Source organism: Aeromonas sp. 75A (genome assembly GCF_051919425.1).
In the GTDB taxonomy this organism is placed as follows: domain Bacteria; phylum Pseudomonadota; class Gammaproteobacteria; order Enterobacterales; family Aeromonadaceae; genus Aeromonas; species Aeromonas veronii.
This window is the reverse complement of sequence record NZ_JBQBES010000002.1, coordinates 4,359,627-4,380,010: the sequence shown is the minus strand read 5'-3', so window position 1 is coordinate 4,380,010 and position 20,384 is coordinate 4,359,627. Positions and strand designations below refer to the sequence as shown.

The 20,384-nt window shown below is 57.7% G+C and carries 21 protein-coding genes; 8 read left to right on the top strand and 13 right to left on the bottom strand.

The annotated features are described in order from the left end of the window. Nucleotides 1-20: 20 nt before the first annotated feature. The 3 genes from ACTG2T_RS20305 to ACTG2T_RS20295 all read right to left on the bottom strand — a co-directional run bounded on the left by ACTG2T_RS20305 (nt 21) and on the right by ACTG2T_RS20295 (nt 2,526). A complete protein-coding gene (locus ACTG2T_RS20305; RefSeq protein WP_330124234.1) occupies nt 21-1,022 on the bottom strand; it encodes a phage/plasmid replication protein, II/X family in 1,002 nt (333 codons plus the stop codon). Then, on the bottom strand, nt 922-1,872 hold the full coding sequence (locus ACTG2T_RS20300; RefSeq protein ID WP_330124233.1) for a phage/plasmid replication protein, II/X family: 951 nt from the start codon (nt 1,870-1,872) through the stop codon (nt 922-924). The genes ACTG2T_RS20305 and ACTG2T_RS20300 overlap by 101 nt, the downstream gene beginning before the upstream one ends. Before the next feature lie 471 nt (nt 1,873-2,343). Further along, nucleotides 2,344-2,526, bottom strand: a complete 183-nt coding sequence (locus tag ACTG2T_RS20295) for a hypothetical protein (protein ID WP_330124232.1) — start codon at nt 2,524-2,526, stop codon at nt 2,344-2,346. A gap of 609 nt (nt 2,527-3,135) precedes the next feature. Between ACTG2T_RS20295 and ACTG2T_RS20290 the strand changes: the two genes are divergently transcribed. Continuing rightward, nucleotides 3,136-3,399 carry a hypothetical protein gene (locus tag ACTG2T_RS20290; RefSeq protein WP_330124231.1) on the top strand — a complete coding sequence of 88 codons (264 nt, stop codon included), beginning with the start codon at nt 3,136-3,138 and terminating at the stop codon, nt 3,397-3,399. Between the two features lie 7 nt (nt 3,400-3,406). On the opposite strand, the gene ACTG2T_RS20285 is transcribed toward ACTG2T_RS20290, so the two are convergent. Next, complete coding sequence (locus ACTG2T_RS20285; RefSeq protein ID WP_110303676.1) at nt 3,407-3,613, bottom strand: YodC family protein; 207 nt, start codon at nt 3,611-3,613, stop codon at nt 3,407-3,409. A gap of 613 nt (nt 3,614-4,226) precedes the next feature. Next, nucleotides 4,227-4,511: a hypothetical protein gene (locus tag ACTG2T_RS20280; RefSeq protein WP_236319677.1), complete on the bottom strand. Its 285-nt coding sequence runs from the start codon at nt 4,509-4,511 to the stop codon at nt 4,227-4,229. Here ACTG2T_RS20280 and ACTG2T_RS20275 point away from each other — a divergent pair. Further along, nucleotides 4,510-4,773 (top strand): hypothetical protein, encoded by a 264-nt coding sequence (locus tag ACTG2T_RS20275; protein ID WP_330124230.1) that lies wholly within the window; start codon nt 4,510-4,512, stop codon nt 4,771-4,773. The genes ACTG2T_RS20280 and ACTG2T_RS20275 overlap by 2 nt on opposite strands. 166 nt (nt 4,774-4,939) lie before the next feature. On the opposite strand, the gene ACTG2T_RS20270 is transcribed toward ACTG2T_RS20275, so the two are convergent. Both ACTG2T_RS20270 and ACTG2T_RS20265 read right to left on the bottom strand, forming a co-directional pair. Further along, nucleotides 4,940-6,217: a tyrosine-type recombinase/integrase gene (locus ACTG2T_RS20270; RefSeq protein WP_330124366.1), complete on the bottom strand. Its 1,278-nt coding sequence runs from the start codon at nt 6,215-6,217 to the stop codon at nt 4,940-4,942. Nucleotides 6,218-6,597: 380 nt separating this feature from the next. Further along, nucleotides 6,598-6,900, bottom strand: coding sequence for a YebG family protein (locus tag ACTG2T_RS20265; protein ID WP_236289054.1), 303 nt, complete (start codon nt 6,898-6,900; stop codon nt 6,598-6,600). Nucleotides 6,901-7,070: 170 nt separating this feature from the next. Here ACTG2T_RS20265 and ACTG2T_RS20260 point away from each other — a divergent pair, with 170 nt between their 5' ends. Next, the gene (locus tag ACTG2T_RS20260) at nt 7,071-7,946 is read left to right on the top strand and encodes an esterase/lipase family protein (protein ID WP_330124229.1); all 876 of its coding nucleotides are present in this window, start codon (nt 7,071-7,073) and stop codon (nt 7,944-7,946) included. Nucleotides 7,947-8,036: 90 nt separating this feature from the next. Here ACTG2T_RS20260 and ACTG2T_RS20255 read toward each other — a convergent pair whose 3' ends face one another. Beyond that, nucleotides 8,037-10,010, bottom strand: coding sequence for an SDR family oxidoreductase (locus ACTG2T_RS20255; protein ID WP_330124228.1), 1,974 nt, complete (start codon nt 10,008-10,010; stop codon nt 8,037-8,039). 248 nt (nt 10,011-10,258) lie between these two features. On the opposite strand from ACTG2T_RS20255, the gene ACTG2T_RS20250 reads away from it, so the two are divergent. The 4 genes from ACTG2T_RS20250 to ACTG2T_RS20235 all read left to right on the top strand — a co-directional run bounded on the left by ACTG2T_RS20250 (nt 10,259) and on the right by ACTG2T_RS20235 (nt 13,570). Continuing rightward, nucleotides 10,259-10,831, top strand: coding sequence for a phasin family protein (locus ACTG2T_RS20250; protein WP_005333118.1), 573 nt, complete (start codon nt 10,259-10,261; stop codon nt 10,829-10,831). 94 nt (nt 10,832-10,925) lie between these two features. Further along, nucleotides 10,926-12,113, top strand: a complete 1,188-nt coding sequence (locus ACTG2T_RS20245) for a patatin-like phospholipase family protein (protein ID WP_040065538.1) — start codon at nt 10,926-10,928, stop codon at nt 12,111-12,113. 1 nt (nt 12,114) lies between these two features. After that, complete coding sequence (locus ACTG2T_RS20240) at nt 12,115-12,756, top strand: TetR/AcrR family transcriptional regulator (RefSeq protein WP_330124227.1); 642 nt, start codon at nt 12,115-12,117, stop codon at nt 12,754-12,756. A gap of 25 nt (nt 12,757-12,781) precedes the next feature. Beyond that, nucleotides 12,782-13,570: a hypothetical protein gene (locus ACTG2T_RS20235; RefSeq protein ID WP_330124226.1), complete on the top strand. Its 789-nt coding sequence runs from the start codon at nt 12,782-12,784 to the stop codon at nt 13,568-13,570. A 116-nt stretch (nt 13,571-13,686) separates the two neighbouring features. Here ACTG2T_RS20235 and ACTG2T_RS20230 read toward each other — a convergent pair whose 3' ends face one another. Both ACTG2T_RS20230 and ACTG2T_RS20225 read right to left on the bottom strand, forming a co-directional pair. Continuing rightward, the gene (locus tag ACTG2T_RS20230) at nt 13,687-15,117 is read right to left on the bottom strand and encodes a wax ester/triacylglycerol synthase family O-acyltransferase (RefSeq protein ID WP_139438446.1); all 1,431 of its coding nucleotides are present in this window, start codon (nt 15,115-15,117) and stop codon (nt 13,687-13,689) included. A gap of 255 nt (nt 15,118-15,372) precedes the next feature. Further along, nucleotides 15,373-15,705: a polyhydroxyalkanoic acid system family protein gene (locus ACTG2T_RS20225; protein WP_330124224.1), complete on the bottom strand. Its 333-nt coding sequence runs from the start codon at nt 15,703-15,705 to the stop codon at nt 15,373-15,375. Nucleotides 15,706-15,964: 259 nt separating this feature from the next. On the opposite strand from ACTG2T_RS20225, the gene ACTG2T_RS20220 reads away from it, so the two are divergent. Beyond that, a complete protein-coding gene (locus ACTG2T_RS20220) occupies nt 15,965-16,693 on the top strand; it encodes an FFLEELY motif protein (protein WP_204477083.1) in 729 nt (242 codons plus the stop codon). Nucleotides 16,694-16,792: 99 nt separating this feature from the next. On the opposite strand, the gene ACTG2T_RS20215 is transcribed toward ACTG2T_RS20220, so the two are convergent. From ACTG2T_RS20215 to prpB, 3 genes are read right to left on the bottom strand one after another with little or no spacing between them, the layout of a single operon-like run. After that, nucleotides 16,793-18,238 (bottom strand): bifunctional 2-methylcitrate dehydratase/aconitate hydratase, encoded by a 1,446-nt coding sequence (locus ACTG2T_RS20215; RefSeq protein ID WP_330124223.1) that lies wholly within the window; start codon nt 18,236-18,238, stop codon nt 16,793-16,795. A gap of 10 nt (nt 18,239-18,248) precedes the next feature. Then, nucleotides 18,249-19,376, bottom strand: coding sequence for a bifunctional 2-methylcitrate synthase/citrate synthase (gene prpC / locus ACTG2T_RS20210; RefSeq protein ID WP_330124222.1), 1,128 nt, complete (start codon nt 19,374-19,376; stop codon nt 18,249-18,251). 10 nt (nt 19,377-19,386) lie between these two features. Then, the gene (gene prpB, locus ACTG2T_RS20205) at nt 19,387-20,274 is read right to left on the bottom strand and encodes a methylisocitrate lyase (RefSeq protein WP_330124365.1); all 888 of its coding nucleotides are present in this window, start codon (nt 20,272-20,274) and stop codon (nt 19,387-19,389) included. Nucleotides 20,275-20,384: the final 110 nt, after the last annotated feature.

Below are 20,384 nucleotides of genomic sequence, written 5' to 3'. Positions count from 1 at the left end.
ATCTCTCTGTTTGTGTGGTGTCACGAGCGGTGCTGCGCATAGGCGCTGTCCCTGAGGGGCAGCGGTATAATTTTGGCCACGGGTGGAACGAACTCGGACCCATCCACCAGGGTGCGGGACGTGCCTGATGCCAGCGCCTCACCCACCTGGGCGGCACGGACCCGACCGATAGCGAGCGAAAACGGAGCCTCGGGGTCATAGGCGCGGATTACGCTGTGGTCAGGACCTGAAAAATCCAGCCCCAGTTGTGACGGCTCGACGTGACGAGCGGCAGGCGTAAAAACCGAGTCGGTGGCCATCAGCTCGCACCGGCGATCAAAACGTGGCAAATCCGGTGTTGGCGGCACACCCTCAGGCTCGACAGGGGCAAAAAAGGCGGCGATTTCGTCATCGTTCGGCAGCTCTACCGGGGTCGGAGTGGTGCGCAACTGCTGCACTGGCAGCGGTACTGGGCCGACTACAGCACCGACAGCTCGGCGCACGCTAGGGTCAAACGGCGTCCAGGTCGCCACATCGACTGGGGTGAACCACGCGGGCAGCTCCGTGAGACGACCCACCTGGAGCACCCGCTGCATCGGGATCACGACGCCTGCGTCAATGCGGGACTCGGTGGAGCCATCGAGCTGCTGGAGCTGTGCACGCGAAAAACCCAATTTTTTCAGTGCAGCAACGCGCCGGTTAAAAGTGGCGCGGGTGTACGCGCCAGACTCGCGCAGTTCTGACCAGCCCTGCTGATGCAGCGCACGGAAAAATTGCAGCAGTGGACGAGCCGCACGGGGCTCATGGGCCGTGAAAATTTGTTCTTTGACAGCATCGTAATCGTTCAGATCCATATCGGCGGCTCCGTCTAGGGCTGATAACAGTGGGCGCCAGCTGTAGTCCCACAGGGCTGAGATCAGGTTGGGGTGTTCGAATTCGGGGTTATCGTTGTAGGCGCGTTCGAGCGCGATCAGGCTGGTGAGGCGCCCATCCCACGGGGTGTCGTCGGTGGTCAGTCCCAGACGGGTGAAATGCTCGACCAACCCCCCTTTTTAGCCAGCGCCCCTCCAAACGTACCATCCGGCCAGCCAGCTCGTGGAGACGTGGATCGGACAGCACACGGAGCGACTCGGCAGCGACCAGAGAGGTCGGATTTTTGCGCACCGCACGCTCTGCCTCAGCCTGTTTTTTCACCAGCTGAGGGCCCTTCAGATAGGCGGCCTCGCGGTGTAGCTCGGACGTAGCACCCCAGTAGCGGGTCGTGTCGTACCCCGACAGGCGGGCCACCGACGCATCAGCGGTATCCCCAGTGAATACCCTGCGCTGTTGCACAGAAACATGACCCATCCGCTGAAAAACCTGCATCGCCTGGGCTGGTGTGTCGCACAGCAGGGAGTCGGTGACGTCCACACGCAGGATGAGGGCATTTTCCACATCCAAATGGGGCCAGACGTCAGGCAGCGCCATAGCCGCGCTGGACAGGATGATCCAGGCGGCATCCTCCAATGTGGAGACGTTAGAGATGACATTTTGAATATGGGCCAGGGCGGCAGGTGAGCATTGGAATTCGAGGCGTGCAGGCAAACCACTTTGGGGGCAGGCCTGACGGACGACCATCGCGATGCCGCTGTGAGAGCTGGGCAGGGACTCGAACGCGTGAGTCAGCTCGGAAAAAATCGGCTGCCCCGCGTCACTGAACGTGACTGAGCGGGCTCGCAGGCTGATACCGGTCAGGGCTGCGAATTTCGCAAAATCGAGGACCCACAGGCGATCACGCAGGCCACCGCTCTGCCCGTCGTAGCAGGACTGGCCACCCTGGGTATAGACGCCCGGGATGATGGGAATTGCGATTTTCAGGAAGTCGCAGAGAACCAGCGACGATTTACGAGACACAGATGACGCTCCAGCAGCAACGACCCATCAGGGACCAAAAAAATCCGGCTACCGGCTGGATGGCAGCCGGAAAAACCTAGTTTCGGTACCCCGAGGGGTTCATTGCCCGAAGGCGTCATCACGCGAACGTGGGGGGGGTCTCATTGAGACCTGCTGGGCGGTAATCGCCTCAGCAAGATGATGATCGCATATACAGTGATCGGATGGAACCCCCCCGTATAAAAAATATCAATGGAATCTAATTAGCATAAATAACTGGTTTAAAGCCTGCTAAAACAGACAAAACAGAATAATACGCTGATGGGTGGTGCAACCTGAGTCAAGGTTGGGGGATTATAGGTCCCCCAACCGGCATAACCCCCGCCGAAACATCTACAGCCCTCCCCGCCCCTACGGTGCGGCGCTCTCTGCCGCTGGGCAGGCCGACCGGCGTGGGTGGCCGAACTGATGCCACCCGTGCGGACGGCAGAATCAGGGCTCCGGCTTACCTGACACAGCACGGTTGAACTCGGCAAACTCCTCGGCCTGATCCTCCCAATGTTCGATGGCCAGAGAAAGTTGCTCGATCAACGACCGGTTGGCCTCATACACATCGATAAGAGTCTCCAGCAGCGCCAGCGCCTCCTCGTACTCCTCCCGGCTGGAGATGGTCATTTTGCCACCGGTGCTAGCTGCGACAGGGTGGCGGACCGGATCGATTCCAGGAGCGAGACTGCGTGCTCTGGGGGGATGGGGGCATCTAGACCTGCCACGAGGGCGCGAATGTGGGTGTCCAGCGCGTCAATGGCGGCACGATCGAACGTGACAGTTACGGTGCGGGCCCGCTGACGTTGGCGGTATCTGGCCTGTTTTTGGGCTGGGGTCAGCGCCGTTCCGGTGCTGGGGCGGCCACGGCGGCGGGGTGTAGGGAGTAGGTCGTGGGTTTTGGTATCGTTCGGGTCTCTCATCTGGAATCCTTTTTGGTAACTGTGACCAAAAATAGAATAGCACTATTTACGGTAACTGTTACCAAAAATCTTTCTAGGCCTCTTCTCTATTTTTCTCTCACAGGAACGCGAGTGAGAGATGATAGAGGTTACGCCTAGTGGGGGGTGGTGAGAGAGCAGTGAATACTGCGCATAATGCGATTTATATTAAAAATCCTCCGCCAGGCAAACAGACGCCTGGCTACGGACCCCCCTGCCCCTGCGGGATTATCGCAGGGGGGCGAGTTTTCAACATAAATACCGAACATTATGTGCAATGATGGGGCAGGAGGACGGAATGAAGAGAACTGAACAATGGATCCGCTTTGATGCGGTTGACTGCTTGGTCACTGAGGCCGACATGGTTGCCTATCTGCAGGCAGCTCTTGAAGATGGTGATCCGGCGCTGCTGACTGCGGCGTTTGATGATGTGGAACGTGCCCGCGCCAAACTGCGTGGCAAGCCGCGCTACACACTGGAAGAACTGTTGGCTCAGTGTGACCCCAATGCCACGTCACCAGGTGAAATAGATTGGGGTCCAGATTATGGGAAAGAAATCTGAGATTGAATTAATCCCACAACTTAACCGATCCCGCCTCAGCCTCTGTATCTTCTGATTTTAGCGTTAGTGCTGCGGATGGGTAATTTCCATGGCACTGCTGGCCATTGAAGAACCACTTGCAATGTACTTCGTCTTCCCGAGGATTCAGGTACGTGACAGTCATATATGGACTGCCGCTGTTCAGATAAACCACATCACCGATGTTATATGCCATTTCGAGGTTTCTCCCTGAGGAATTAATAGGCAAAGTGAAGATGGTGATAAAGAAGTGCGGATTCAAATGAACAACATGATGGAACTGCCGATAAATAGGGTTATCGGCATCATTGTGAGAGATAACAAGGCTTGTTGAAAGCAGTAGCCCGCAGCTTTTTCCTTAGCTTAAAGGTTCGGAGATCGATCAGGATCGAAGCTGCATACAGACCTCCAGCGATCTGACTGCCCAAAGCAGAAAGACAATATCTGGTTGATTCCTCCGCAGATGCTCTTGCAGCGACAACAGAATAACACAGTCAACCGCCCTGCCCCACATCACCGAAATGTCCTATTTTGAGACAAGAGTCCACTATTAAATAAATACGTTGTGCAGAATCCCCCTCACTAATTGAGCGTTATGTTTGATTTTCACAGTTATAACCTTCGTTATTACAATGAATATTCTTAGAAATATCTTCTCCCTACTTGAGAGGTCTCTCTCTGGAAATATTGATACTCCCTCTTGTAATACAAGCTATTAAAATGCCGACTATCGCGATAGATTCCCCTCCCCTTAATCCTCACGGCTTATTGTTGTGGCTGGCATGATTGCGACTTTTTTGGAAGTCGGGTCAATTCATATTCAAGGCACGTTTGGCGATGGCCAATGTGGGTGGCTGGCAGGTCAAGTAGAGGTTGCTGTTGAATTGCTGCAATATGCGTTTGAGCTCGTTCATATCATCGGGATGGAGGGTTAAGGACCAGAGTGCTCTGGGCTGGCCGTGATGGAGGCCATTGGTATAGATAATGGTGCAATCTTCGATACGCAACTCTTTGCAGTGGGCCTCCATCTGCAGGCCCACATCCGGAAACCAGATATGCAGTGTGCCTGAAGAGATAAAGGTGAACTGGGCCATGAGCGACCCTTTGCCAACGATCCTGAAGGTCTTTTCCACCACTGCCACTTGCATATCCGCTCCTTGGCTTCTCGTTAATATTGATATTAATGTCACCAATGATGACTGGATATGCAAGTGTGATAACAAGGCGCAGTTCAAACCGAATATGATTGCTTCCGGCATGTTACTTAGCTTTCGGCATCAGGTGGTCTCGGTGTTTCAGCAAGCAATTTCGTTTTTTGCTTCTCTGTTACGCGATAAATATGTATTCCGCAGATGAGAAGGTGCTTGTTCTTAATCATCCATGTGAGCCAAAAATATTCCCTGAACCGATTGCCATCCAGAGAAGTACAACATCGCCGCACCAACTTCTATGACACCCCAAACAAGCCATTCTGTGCTCTAAGAGCAGTCAATAAAAATCAGGGATAATGTCACGTTGTTCGTTAGCTTTTGTGAATGTTATCTCTCACTTGTTGGTTCAATCGGTCCAGCGGCTTTTGCTGGGCGCTCTCATGTCGTTCACTGTTGCTGGTGTGCAGGTATTTCGAAGTGGTGTCGATGCTGTCATGTCCTGCATCGGCTTGTACGTGGGAAAGCGGTCTCCCATGCAGGTTGATGTCATGGGTGATCCCGGTGTGGCGTATCGCATGGGGAGATAGTTGCCGCATTTCGGCCGCATCCTGGACAAATCCATCCTGCTCTGCCAATTCTGCGCCTTTACCGATGATCACCATGATCAAATCCCGTAACTGGCGAATACCGAGATTGGCGTTTAGCTCGCCCTGCTCGCGGCCGTGGGCTGCCGCTTTATGGCGAACGAACAGCGGTGTCTGTTCATCCGGTGTCGGCAAGGGAGAGAGACCGAGGAAACGGCGGTAGCGTTCGAGTGCCGCCAACAGCGCTTGGGATACAGCCACGGTACGCCGTTTTCCCCCTTTGCTTTGCGGAATAAAGTATCCCCAGACGCCGGTTTTGCGATCCCGCCTGAACTGCCCCATCACAGGTGTAAAGCCCGGCCGGGCTGCAACCTCAGAGATCCGCAGATAGCAGGCGTACATCAGAATGGTGAGAAAACGGCTGCGTTCGTGCTGCTCCGGATGGTCGTTGGCAAGGGTATCGGCGGCCTGCATCACGTATGACCACTGCAACTCGCTGAAGGCCTGCACCTGATCATCGGCCTCCAGCTGTTGCGGGCGTTTGACCCGCTGCAGCAGCAGAGCGGGATTCCTGTCCATGTACTCCTCCTGGATTAGGAACTGGAAGAAGGCCGACAAGATGGCGAGCTTGGTCTTCATCGCCTGCTCGCTAAGACGATAGGGCAAGGTGCGGCCCAGTTCCCGCTTGCCGAGGAACGGTCGCCATTGCGGATTGGGCAACCGCTCTCCCCACTCCTTGTCGAGAATAAACTGCGCCACGTTGCGATAGGCGATCAACTCGTCAGGGGGCGACTGACAGTAGTCGAGATAGCGGATCATGATGCGGCGAGTGAGATCTTTCGGGCTGATGGCCGCCTCTCGAAAGCACCAGTGCAAAAAAGTGGTCAGTTCGCTGCGATAGGTTTTGTAGTTGTTTTCGCTGTTGCGCTGCTCCAGCAGCCAATCGACCGCCAGTTCGTAAACCAGCCCTGCATCGGGCACATCGTTGAGGCTGAGGTTGGCAAGGTACTGATTGACCTGTGGGTTACCGGCTTCCAGATAGATAAGACTGTCAAACAGCGGCATAGCTGGCGGCAAAGATAATGGGTGTTGAGTCATGGTGTTGCTTGTTGATGATGAGATGAGTCGATATGAGCCTGTGAGCCGAGTTGCTAGAAAAGGGCTCGTGATAGATGAATGCGGCTTCTATTGGGATTTGTATTGCCTCTTGTTGTTGCTGATTAAGGTCACCGGGAGCGATCTGGATAACGTTCTCTCCACTGTTTGCTCATTATTTCCTCATAGATCTGGCTGATGTCGCTCAGTGGTGCACGCTATTTAGTTATGCATGGGATATGCAGCATGGTTAAAAAATTCTCGGGGTAAATAGCCGTAAAAATGGCTTTAAATGCAAATAAAGTGAATGCGGTGAGCTGTTTATCCCGAGAAATAGCAGGTCTGTGCAATCAGGCCACCTGCTTTAGTGGCTTCTCCTTGCGCTTGGCTGCTGGGGCCTCTTCCTCTTTCATGCTTGCCTGAACCTTGCCGCCGCGCAGCAGGGTTTGCAGCACATCACGCTGCTCTGCCAGGTAGAATGCCAGACTCTCTTGCTGCTCTGGCGCCAACTCGATCGGGGCACCAGCCAACAGGGTCATCAACTCATCGGCCGTATCCAGCAGCTTGTCATAGGCATCGGCCTCTTTTTTGCTGGCAAAGGTCATTTTTTCCACTCCCCCACGAACAACCACATATTTGATCTCGACAGCCATGATGGCCTCCTCTTGGTGATGATGGATAGAGTATATGTATGGGTATACAGTATTGCAAATAACCTCACCGGAAAAGAGTTCTCCGGGGGTTAGTGATAAAAGCCGCGCTGGATCAAGCTGTCTCAAAGTGCCATTTGACTTCTACGCCTGACTGGTCGGATCATGGCCTTATGACGATCGTACGACACCTGTTTATCCTGCTGATGGTAGAGGTGCTGCTCCTCGGGAGTATCGCCCACTTGGTCGTGGGACTTCCTTGGTTGCTGACCCTGCTGTTTGTCGTGTTTGCCCTGCTTGGGTTGCGCTGTCTGGTGGTGCTCGGCAGCTGGCTGTTTACCCGCTTCTACCCCTCCCCGGCTATCGGCCCTTGGCGCAGGGTGAAGATGATGGCGCAGGAGATGCTGGCCTACCTTTACACCTTCACCTTGTTGCTACCGTTCGAGCCTTTGCTGATGGCACCCGATCGGCTGCGGCCATGCCAGCGCCCCGTATTGCTGGTGCATGGTTACGGTTGCAGTCGCGGGATCTGGCGCACCCAGCGCGCCAGGCTGGAGGGCGCAGGCCATGTGGTCGCCACCATTACCCTGATGCCACCATTTGGTCATATCGATGAGATGGTGCCGCTGCTGGCCACCCTGATTGACGATGTGCTGGCGCAGACCGGGGCTGACAAGCTGGTGCTGGTTGGTCACAGCATGGGGGGGCTGGTCTGCCGCGACTATCTGGCTATCCATGGTGGTGACAAGGTCGTGCGCCTGATCACCCTGGCTACGCCTCATCAGGGGAGTCAGCTTGCCGCCCTAGGGCTTGGGGCCAATGCCCGCGAGATGGAGCCCGGTTCCGGCTGGTTGCAGCGTTTCGCTTCGGTGCCGCTCTGCGTACCCGGCATCTCGGTGCGCACCAGTCACGACAATGTGGTGATGCCACAAGAGCGGCAACGATTGGTGGGAATGGAAGATATCGAGTTGCCCGCCATTGGCCATCTCTCTCTGCTCTACTCCCGTCGCACGACTGATCTGCTGCTTGATCTGCTGTCCCGAGTCTGATCCTCCTTATTCGTCCTTCAACTGTTATTCCAAATAAAACAGGGGCCTGATTGCTCAGGCCCCTGTTGATCTCTTTATCCCATCATCCGGTTAGAAGTGTATCCCCTTGATCAGGGTCGAGACGGCAACCTGATCGGCGGTGGCTTTGGATTTGTCGCCATCCTTGGGAGCGGCAAAGGTGCGGAAGCTGGTGTTCATGATCACCTGGGCGACACGTGGTGCCAGGGCATGCACCACCTGACCAAACACCCCGAGGCGAGTGGCCAGTCGCACATGCTTGTTGATGATGGTATCGCACACCAGATCGGCCGCCTCTTCCGGCGTCATCATAGGTACCTGCTCATAGACCTTGGTCGGCGCGACCATCGGCGTTTTCACCAGCGGCATATTGATGATGGAGAAGCTGACCCCTTTATCGGCAAACTCGGAGGCGGCGGTACGCACCCAGGCATCGAGGGCCGACTTGGAGGCAACATAGGCGGAGAAGCGCGGCGCATTGGTCAACACCCCGATGGAGGAGATGTTGATGATGTGCCCTTTTTTCTTCTCAATCATGGTGGGCAGCACCCCCATGATCACCTTGAGTGCGCCGAAGTAGTTGAGCTGCATGGTGCGCTCCAGATCGTGGAAGCGATCGAAGGAGTCCTCGATGGAGCGGCGGATGGAGCGGCCGGCATTGTTGACCAGAATATCGACGCCGCCGTGATCGGCCACGATGCGAGCGGTGATCTCCTCGGCTTGCGCCAGATTGGAGAGATCCCCCTGATAGATCTCGATGGTCAGCCCCAGCTCGGCAAACTCAGCTTTAGTCTCGGCAATCTTCTGCTCGTCGCGCGCGATGGTAACGACGTTGGCCCCTGCCCCCGCCAGCTTGCGTGCGGTTGCTCGGCCAATGCCGGAGGTGGCCCCGGTCACCAGCACCACCTTGCCCTCTACCCGACCACGCAAGGAGCGATCGATGAAGAGCTCCGGGTCGAGGTGACGCTCCCAGTAATCCCACAGCCGCCAGGCGTAGCTGTGCAGTGGTGGCACTTCGATACCGGTCCCTTTCAGTACTCGCTGGGTTTCGCGACTGTCGAAACGGGTGGGATAACTGATAAGGCGGAACACATCTTTGGGCAGACCCAGATCGGCGATGGCGGCATCGCGGATGCGGCGCACCGGCGCCATGGTCATCAGCATGGCGGTCAGGTGGCGGGGAATGAAATTAAAGAGAGAGGCGTTGATGCGGATCGCAGGCTCTGGCGCATGGGCGGCGCGGGAGAAGGTGCTCAGCATGTCGCCAACCCGCATCGGGTTGGGGTCGGTCAGATGGAAGGTTTTGTTCTCCTCTCCCTCCTGATGGGCGATATGCTCCATGGCATCGACCACAAAGTTGACCGGCACGATATTGATGCGCCCGCCCTCAACCCCGATGGCGGGCATCCAGGGCGGCAGCAGACGGCGCAGCTTCTGGATGGTCTTGAAGAAGTAGTAAGGGCCGTCGATCTTGTCCATCTCGCCGGTATTGGAGTCACCGACAACGATACCCGGGCGGTAGACCCGCCACGCAATGGTGCACTCGTTGCGCACAATCCCTTCCGCTTCGTGCTTGGTCTGGAAATAAGGCATGTCGAGGTGTTCGGCCTCATCGAACATATCCTCGCGAAACAGACCGTCAAACAGGCCCGCAGCAGCGATGGAGCTGCAGTGGTGGAACTGCCCAGCCCCCAGCCGCTCGGCAAGTTGAACGGCTTGACGGGTCCCTTCGGTGTTGACCTGCTGCTGGATCCCGGCCTTGGCGTTGAGGTCATAGATGGCAGCCAGATGGAAGAAGTGGTCTATCTTGCCGATCAACGGCTCCTGTATCTCGACCGATACCCCCAGCAGCGGTTGCGTCATGTCGCCAAAAACCGGGACTGCACGCGATTCATCCACATTCCAGAATGCAAATAACTCCGGCAATTTATCCTGATGAGAGGCGCGCATCAGAAAATAGACGATACAGTCGGGATGCTGTTGGAATAACTTTTTGATCAATCTACGCCCGATAAAACCACTACCGCCAGTAATGAAATAGTTCATAAAGAGAATCCTGCTACTGATTAGGGTGTTACTAGGTTGTTAGATATATCACGATTCATATGGGAATCCGCAATTTGATTGTCGGTTCGTGAGCAAACCCTAATTTCGGTGGTGTGCCTGTTCCGTTATTAGGTAGAACCCTCTATTTTTTGTCCCTAGACTGAAGTTGAAAAATCAGTAATGCCACAACCCGATTGCAGTTTCGTTGTCGCCATTACATTTAACTGTCGTTATTCAAGGAGAAGATCATGGCTAAGAAATTGAAAGCGCTGGCAGGGTCAGTGACCGACAACCAACTCACCTCCACCATCAAGGAGTCCACCCAGCAGATCTGGTTGGCGGGTCTGGGTGCCTATGCCAAAGCACAGGAAGAGGGTGGCAAGATCTTTGAAGCCCTGGTGCAGGAAGGGGAAGCATTGCAGGCCAAAACCCGTCAGAGCGCAGATGAGAAGATTGCCGCTGTGACCGACAAGACTGCCAATACCTGGGGTCGTCTGGAGCAGGTGTTTGAAGATCGCGTGGCCCGCGCTGTGGCCAGCCTCGGCATTCCGACCCGCAAGGATATCGATAAGCTCTCCAAGCGCATGGCCGAGTTGACCGATGTGGTCCAGCAACTGCTGGATGCACAGGAAGAGGAAGCACCGGCCGCAGAAGCCAAACCGGCTGCCGCCAAAAAGCCCGCGGCCCGCAAGCCTCCGGTAAAGAAGGCACCGGTAGCCAAGGCTAAAGAGGCCGTGGTTGAGCAGGCTGCCGATCTCCTCTCCGCCGCCGAAGATGCGGTGAAAGAGGTGAAGGCCAAAGCAGAGAGCGTCCTGCCCTGATCCCTCGCGGTGACGGAAGTTGATTGATACCGGCCCATGCCCTTCGCTGGGCCGGTCTTGTCATGGTGAATGTCATGGATAGGGAGGCAACGCTATGAGTACCATCGCAATTGCCCTTGCTGGCGGCGGGCCGCTCGGCGGCATCTACGAGATCGGTGCCTGCGCAGCCCTCTCTGACAGCATCAACGGCTTGCGCCTTGACCATGCCGATATCTATGTTGGCGTCAGCTCGGGGGCCGTGGTGGCTTCGGCGCTGGCCAACGGCATCTCGCCGGCTAAGCTGGTGCGGATCCTGCTCAGCGATGATTCGGGGGAGATGTTTGACCCGGCTACCTTGCTGCGACCCGCCTTTCGTGAATATGCCGACCGCCTGACCTCGATCCCGCCACTGGCGTGGCAGAGCCTGACCTACTATCTGGCTGCGCCCTGGAAGCGCAGCCTGTTTGAATCGCTGCAGGGACTCTCCAAGGCCATTCCGACCGGACTGTTCGACAACCGCGGGGTGGATCGCACCCTGACCCAGTTTTTCTCTCGTCCCGGCCGCAGCAATGATTTTCGCCAGCTGCGCAGCCGACTGTTTGTGGTCGCTACCGAGCTCGATACCGGCCATCCGGTCGCCTTCGGTAGCCCGGGGCTCGATGACGTGCCCATCTCGGCGGCCGTGCAGGCCTCTGCGGCCCTGCCTGGTCTCTTTCCTCCCTCCTTGATCAATGGCCGTTACTACGTCGATGGGGCGCTGATCAAGACTCTGCACGCTTCGGTAGCGCTGGAAGAGGGGGCGGATCTGGTGTTCTGCATCAATCCGCTAGTGCCCTATGATGCGGACATGGCCGCCGGCGCGCCCACCAATCTGGTGGACAGCGGTCTGCCGGTGGTACTGGCCCAGACCTTTCGCGCCATCATCCACTCCCGTATGCATGTGGGGATGGATCGCTACAAACACCAATATCCCGACGCCGACGCCCTGCTGTTTGAGCCCTCTTCTGCCGATGGCGAGATGTTCTTCACCAATGTGTTCAGTTACCGGGATCGCCGCCGTCTCTGCGAGCACGCTTACCAGCATACCCGCCGCGATCTCTGGCAGCGTCGTGACGAGCTGGCGCCGGTGCTGGCCAAGCATGGCCTCGAGCTCAATCTGGCCGCGCTAGCCGATGAAGATCGCACCCTGCTAGCCCCCGGCATTGGCTCGGTCGCCGCCCTCGACAAGTCGCTGGAGCAGTTGCAGCACTGGCTTGCCAAACGCTATCGCCACGGCGTGCGTCGTTCATCACCAAAGGAGTAGCATGGATCGCAAACCCAAACGTCGTACCCGGGAGCGGATCCTGACCACTGCCCTCGCCTGCTTCAATCGACAAGGGGAACCCAGCGTCACCACCTCGGCCATTGCGGCCGAGATGGAGATCAGCCAGGGCAATCTCTACTACCACTTCCACAACAAGGAGGAGATCGTCAACGCCCTGTTCTGCGAATTTGAACAGCAGATGGATCGCCTGCTGGAGGCGGTCAGCACCCCGTCCGATGAGCCAGAAGATATCTGGCTCTTTCTCCACCTGATGTTTGAAGCCATCTGGCAGTACCGTTTCCTCTACTACGATATCGCGACCCTGATGAGTGGTTATCATCAGGTGGAACAGCGCTTTTCCGCCCTGCTGCGCCGCAAGGAGCAGACCGCCATCGCCATTTGCAACCATCTGCAAACGGTCGAGCTGATGGAGGGCACGGCGCAACAAATGCGCACGCTGGCAGCCAATGTGGCGCTGGTGGGCACATTCTGGATCTCTTACCAGCGGGCACTGCACCCCAAGGCGGACGCCGATATCGCCCTCGGCGTCTTTCAGGTGATGCAGCTGGTCGCACCCTATTTGCGGGCCGATGCCCGCGCTCATCTGGGCGCCCTCGCCCACCACTACACCGACAAGGTTTGATTCACATGCTACAGGGAGAACAAGCATGACCACTTCACAACTCGAATTTGTCACCTTCCCCTACGCGGATGCGGCCTATGACTATGCCGGCCAGAAGCTGGCGGACAACTGGGGTCGCCTCCATCAGGGGGATGCCGAACCCTGGCCCGAGGATGAACAGGTACAGGATGCCTGGCGGGCCTATCATGCCGGGGATTTTGCCCGGGCCGTCGCCCTTGGCGAAGCGGCCGGTGAGGCGGGCCTCAATGTGGCGAACAAAGCGCTGGTGATCCATGCCAGCTATCTGCTGGAAGACAAATATGCCAAGCGCGCCGCCTTCGAGCGGGCGGCCAGCCATGCCGATAAGCTGCAAAAGCGTCAGCCCAAGAACGCCAACGCCTGGTATTTCCACGCGCTGGCGCTCGGTCGCTACAGTCAGGTCATTTCCATCTCCAAGGCACTCTCGCAAGGTATTGGCGACAAGATCAAGGCAAGTCTTGAGAAGGCGCTGGAGCTGGCGCCAGACCACGCCGAGGCCCATATTGCCTTTGGCGCCTGGCATGCGGAGATCGTCGACAAGTTGGGGGCCATGATCGGCGGCCTCACCTATGGCGCCAAGAAGGAGGAGTCCGAGCGTCACTTCAAGGAGGCGCTGGCGCTGATCCCCGAATCGGCTATCGCCCGCATGGAGTACGCCAACGCTCAGGTGATGTTGCACGGCAAGAGCCGCCTGAAAGCCGCCGAAGCCCTCTATGCCGAAGCGGCCGAGTGCGAACCCATGGATGCCATGGAGCGCCTCGATGTAGAGGCGGCGCGCGAAGAGCTGGAGGATTAACCGCCACTCTTGCCACGGATAGATAACAAAACAAGAGGCCAACCCGCGGGTTGGCCTCTTTTATGATGGGTGCTGACCGGTTGGAATACGCCGCCATCGGTCTATCAAATGCACGATCAACCGAGCAGCGCATCCAGTCCGTTGGGGTCAAACAACAGCTCCGGCTCCATCAGCACCAGCAACAGCAGTTGCTCGAACTCCACGGCGAAGCGGTCGACAACCTGATCAGGGTCCGGCACCAGCTTCTTGTCGGTGATAAGGCCCAGTTGCACCTTGTGATCGTAAGAGAGGATGGAGACGCCGACACCGATATCCCCCGATTGCGGCACCCAGAACAGCGGCTGACGCAATTTTGCTCCAGCCAGATAGAGGGTCTGCTGCGGGCCGGGCACGTTGGTGATCACGGCACTGGCCTTGGCTGTGAGCAGCTCGACGGCCTGCTGCTGCACCGCATTGGGGGCCATGCCAAGGGCATGTAACAGGTTGAGCACCACCACGGGTTGTAGAGAAGTGCGCAGCGCCTGCATCCGGTCACGTACGGTATAGAGCCGCTGCAACGGGTGTTCAACATCCAGTGGCAAGTCCAGGGCCACCAGCCCGAAGCGGTTGCCAAGTGCCCCCTCATCGTCCGGTGCACGCATATTGACTGGCACCAGGGCGCGGATCTTGACCTTGTTGGCATCATCCCCCTTCTCCTGCAGGTAGTGGCGAAACGCCCCTGCGGTGGCGGCGATCAGCAGATCGTTGACCGAGCAGCCCAGCACCTTGCCCACCGCCTTGATATCCGGCAGATCAATTTGCTCCGACCAGGCCACCCGCTTGGTGCTGGTGGTCTTACCCCGCAGGCGGCAGGGGGAGTCATCACCGAGGGTGGCGATATTGCACAGCTCGCTCGCCAGATCGCGCCCGGTCTTGAGGTAATCCACCGCCTTGGTGGGATGGGTGACCACTTCGACATATTTGGACCAGAGGCTACCGGTCAGCTTGAGACCGGCCCGCACCAGACGGCTGCCCTGGTGGCAATCCTCCTCATCCTCGTCATCGCTGTCATCCAGTGGCTCCGGTGACGGTGGTCGCGGCGCCCCTTCCGGGGTGTTATCCATCATGGTCAGCATGGCTCGCACCAGCGAGAAGCCATCGCCCATGGCGTGGTGAATGCGCACCACCAGCGCTTGCCCACCCAGCGAAGTGTCGGTCAGGTGCATATCCCACAGGGGGCGCTGGTGGTTGAGCGGCGTCGAGGCGAGATCGGCCACCAGCTTCTCCAGCTCCAGCTTGCCCGCTTCACCCGGCAGGATCACTCGCTTGAGGTGCTGATCGAGATCGAAATCGGGATCATGGCGCCAGTAGTAGGAGCCCCCCTCCAGCACGGCCCGCTGGTGGAAGCGGGGTTGCACCGAAATGGTATGACGCAATCCGGCCCGCAGACGCGTTTCATCAAGCTCTCCTTCAAACATCAGGACACCGATGATCTGCATCAGGTTGTTGGGTCTGTCCATGCGTAACCAGGCGGTATCGACGCAGGAGATAAATTCACTCAGTGGCATGGTTGTTTCCCTACAAAATGAATTTACCGAGGCGGCAAATTGCTCCTTCCCTCATATCCGGATGAAGGCTTGATGCAATCAGAATGACATTAATGAGTGCCGACTCGAAATATGAAATAAAAATGAAAGATTACTTAAAAAATAGAATTGAGAGCTCACTGGAGAATAAATCTGACAAACCATATGGCTTGCCAACTTATTTTAAACAGTCATCGTTTACAGCTGGTTTATTTAAAACCAGTGCAACGAAGAGTTTCAAACACGTTTGGGGCAAGGTAAGCGATTGTCGACATAATCGAGGATCTCTTGCTCCAGTACGCTGCGTACTGGCAACAGCATCAAACCAAGATGCACTTCCAGTTCCAGGGTATCTTCGTCCAGGGTGAGAGTACCATGTACCCCTGAGCCGCGAAAACGAAGCTCGGTCTCCTCTTCATCAGCCCATTCGCAATCGAGTTGATAGCTCTCGCTCATGTCCGCAGCGATGGCTGCGGCCGCGAGCCGGGCGGCGGCCAATCCCAGCGGATGCTGACGGCTGATCTGAATGATAGAGAGTGCGCTGCTGCCAGCGAGCGAGTTGAAGAACATGGTCGTTACTCTGGGTCATAAGTTAGTTATTGATATTAAACACATGTTCACAACAAATGAAAGGATGCTTCACATAAATGGGACTCACTTAACAGAGTCGAGAGGGATGAAGGCCATCAGCGAGGCATGGCATTTATTCCCTCCCCCGTGCGCGCTACACTTGTCACGGAACGGTCAGCAAAAGCTGCTTGTTTTTCATTCACTTGTATCTTCGTATCACCGAATCCCCATCAATGGGCCCAAGGCCAGAGAGCTGTAGATGACGCATCAAGAACATGCCCACGACGACGATAGCACCCTGGGTCGGCTCTACCGCCAGCTCAAGCGGGTTGCAGCCTTGCGCGAGCAGATGCGTGCTCACCCGGAGGATCTGCAGGATCGGGATCGGCTACGCCAGTGGCAGGCCGACCGGTTGGGGCGGACCCATCGTGATCTGCTGGAGAGTGACCGCTACGGCCCTGCCGCCGAGTTTTTCCTGACCGACCTCTATGGCCCGGGGGATTGCGCCCGCCGCGATGCGGATGTGATGCGGGTGATGCCGACTGCCGAGCGGCTGTTGCCGGAGTCCGGCCTCAAGGTGCTGGCGCAGGCGATCGAGCTCGACGCTCTCTCCGAAGAGCTGGACTACCTGATGGTGGTGGCGCTGCGACGCATTGATGGCATTGATCCCATCACACCGGATCATTACACCATCGCCTATCGTGCCGTGGGTGAACAGGCGCGCCGGGAACATCAGATTGCGCTGGTGAGCGAGCTTGGCATGACGCTGGACAGATTGGCGAGAAAGCCACTGCTGGGGGCGACCCTCAAGCTGGTGTCAGGGCCCGCCCATCTGGCGGGGCTTGGCGAGCTCTTCTCCTTTGTCGAGCGTGGATATCAGGTGTGTCATCAGATGGGGCGTGCCAACGAGTTCCTCGAGACCATCGCCAGTCGCGAGACGGCCATCATGACAGCGCTCTTTAACGGCGACAGCCGTGCGCTGGGGTAAGGCTTATCGAGGGATAAGCCGCCAGAATAACAAAGCGGGCCGATGAGCCCGCTTTTCGTTTATCACTGTTTGCCGATATGTTGGCCAATGCAAGACCGGTCAGATCACCAGCAGATCCATAAAGGCGTGCACCGGGGTGGCGGCAAGGCGCGGCCCGTCCTGACAGAGGGCCAAAATGTCGTTGACCCGTTTGGCCGGGAAGCGGGTGGCCAGATTGTGCTGGAATTTCTCCACCAGCAGCGGGATCCCCTCCTCCCGGCGACGGCGATGGCCGACTGGATACTCCACCTCCACCTTGGCGGTGTGAGTGCCGTCCTTGAAGAAGATCTGGATGGCGTTGGCAATGGAGCGCTTGTCCGCCTCCAGATATTCGCGGCTGTAACGCTTGTCCTCCTGCACTACCATCTTGCCGCGTAGCGCGTCAATGCGGGGATTGGCGGCAACATCGTCCTCGTAATCCTCGGCGATCAGGCGACCGAAGATGAGCGGCACTGCCACCATGTACTGCAGGCAGTGATCCCGATCGGCCGGGTTATTGAGGGAGCCGACCTTGCTGATGATGCGAATGGCCGACTCATGGGTAGTGAGTTCGATACGGTCTATCTCGTCGAGCCGCCCCTTCACCTGAGCGTGCAGCTTCATGGCGCACTCCACCGCTGTCTGGGCGTGAAACTCGGCGGGATAGGAGATCTTGAACAGCACGTTTTCCATCACATAGCTGCCGTACCCCTGATGCAGGGCGAACTGATTGCCCTTGAACAGCACGTCGTAGAAACCCCACTTGGGCGCGCTCAGTACGCCTGGATAGCCCATCTCGCCGCTCATGGTGATAAGGGCGAGGCGCACCGCGCGAGAGGTTGCATCCCCCGCCGCCCAGCTCTTGCGCGACCCCGCATTGGGGGCATGGCGGTAGGTACGCAGGCTTTGCCCATCGACCCAAGCCTGGGAGACCGCATCGATCACCTGATCACGGGTGCCACCCAGCATGTGAGTCACCACGGCGGTGCTGGCGACCTTGACCAGCACCACGTGATCGAGACCGACCCGGTTGAAGGAGTTCTCCAGCGCCAGCACCCCCTGAATTTCGTGGGCTTTGACCATGGCCACCAGCACATCGGCCATGGTGAGCGGTGCCTTGCCATCGGCCACGCGAGTACGGGAGAGCCAATCGGCAGTGGCGAGAATGCCGCCCAGATTGTCGGATGGGTGACCCCACTCGGCGGCTAGCCAAGTGTCGTTGTAATCGAGCCAGCGGATGATGGCGCCGATATCCCAAGCCGCCTTGACCGGGTCGAGGCAGAGCTGGGTACCGGGCACTCGGGCGCCGTGGGGTACCAGTGTACCGGGGACTATGGGGCCAAGGTGTTTGGTACACTCGGGGAAGCGCAGGGCCAAGAGGCCACAGCCGAGCGTATCCATCAGGCAGTAGCGGGCGGTGTCGAGAGCCGCAGAGCTGGTAATGGGGTGGTTGCAGACATAATCGGCAATATCTACCAGTACCTGATCGGGCTCGGGTCTGTGGTTGACGTCGACGTTGGCGGACATCGTGATTTCCTTATCGTTGTTGTAGGGAGACAAAGTGACGGGGGGCCGGGCCGACATAATCGGCGCTCGGACGGATGATCCGGTTGTGCTCGCGCTGCTCCATCACGTGGGCGCACCAGCCGGTGACCCGCGAGCAGACGAAGATAGGCGTGAACAGCTTGGTCGGGATCCCCATGTAGTGATAGGCGCTGGCGTGGAAGAAGTCGGCGTTGGGAAAGAGCTCTTTCTCTTCCCACATCACCTTCTCCGCCTCGCAGGAGACGCGATAGAGGCGATCATCACCCACCGCCTCGGCAAGCTTGGCCGACCACTCCTTGATGATGACGTTGCGCGGATCAGAAGTGCGGTAGATGGCGTGGCCAAAGCCCATGATCTTCTCCTTGGCCGCCAGCTTGGCCAGCAGTTCGCGCCTTGCCTGCGCCTCGTCTTGCCAATCTTCAATCATCGCCATGGCCGCCTCGTTGGCACCGCCGTGGAGCGGGCCACGCAAGGTGCCGATGGCGGCGGTGATACAGGAGAACATGTCAGAGAGCGTCGAGGCGCAAACCCGCGCCGCAAAGGTGGAGGCGTTGAACTCATGCTCGGCGTAGAGGATGAGGGAGACATGCATCACCCGACGCTCCAGCTCGCTCGGCGCTTTCTGGTGCAGCAGCGCGAGGAAATGGCCACCGATATACTCTTCATCGGTATCTAGGGCGATGCGAACGCCCTCGTGACTGAACTTGTACCAGTAGATCAGAATGCCCGGAAAGGCGGCCAGCAGCCGATCCGCCACTTCATGCTCATGCTCGAAACCATCTTCCGGCTCCAGATCGCCGAGCATGGAACAGCCGGTGCGCAGCACATCCATGGGATGGGCATCGGCGGGAATGCGCTCCAGTACCTCCAGCAGCGGCAGGGGCAAGGTGCGCAGGCGACGCAGTTCGCGCTTGTAGGCGTCAAGCTGCTGCTCACCGGGCAATTCCCCCTTGAGCAGCAGATAGGCGACCTCCTCGAACTGAGCGCTGTCGGCCAGCTCCTTGATGTCATAGCCGCGATAGGTAAGACCGGTGCCGCTCTTGCCTACTGTGCAGATACTGGTCTCCCCTGCGCTTTGACCGCGCAGACCGGCCCCGCCCAACGGTTTTTGCTGTCCCATAAGCTGCCTCCTATTCCTTGGCTGTAAACAGACGATCCAGTGTCTGCTCGTAGTGGTGATATCCGAGGAAGTCGTAGAGTGACTCCCGGGTCTGCATGGTCTCCACGACGGCCCTTTGATGACCATCCTGGCGAATATGTTGATAGACGTTGAGGGCGGCCTGATTGGCTGCGCGGTTGGCGCTTAACGGGTAGAGCACCATGTCGACCCCGTGGGCGGCGAGCAACTCTTTGTCAAACAGCTCGGTTTTACCGAACTCGGTCATGTTGGCGAGGATCGGCACTTTGGCCGCCAGCTTGAACTGGTCGTACTGGGCAAGCTCGGTCACCGCTTCGGCGAAGATCATGTCGGCACCGGCGGCCACATAGGCAGCGGTGCGTTCAAGAGCAGACTCCATCCCCTCCACCGCCAGTGCATCGGTGCGGGCCATGATGACGAACTCGCTATTCTCGCGGGCATCCACTGCTGCCTTGATGCGATCGCACATCTCCTCCAGCGTGACCACCGCCTTGTTGGGACGGTGGCCGCAGCGCTTTTGGGCCACCTGATCTTCCATATGGACGGCGGCAACCCCGGCTCGCTCGAACGCGCGAATGGTGCGGGCGATATTGAATGCCCCGCCCCAGCCGGTGTCGATATCAACCAGAAGCGGCACCCGGGTGGCAGCAGTGATCCGCTCTGCATCGATCAGCACGTCGTTGAGGGAGGTCATGCCGAGATCCGGCAGGCCGTAGGAGGCGTTGGCGACACCGGCCCCCGAGAGGTAGATCGCCTGAAAGCCGCTGCGCTCGGCCATCAGCGCCATATAGGCGTTGATGGTGCCGACGATCTGTAGTGGCTTTTCGTTGGCAAGAGCGGTGCGAAAACGCAGCCCTGCCGAGGGGGGCAAACTGGACATCATGACTCCTTTCATCTGTCTGGTTTGAACATCTAATATCACGTTTACGTTAACGTCAATTATACTTTCGTAACATTAAGGAGGCAGGCAAGACAGGGAACCGGTTTTAG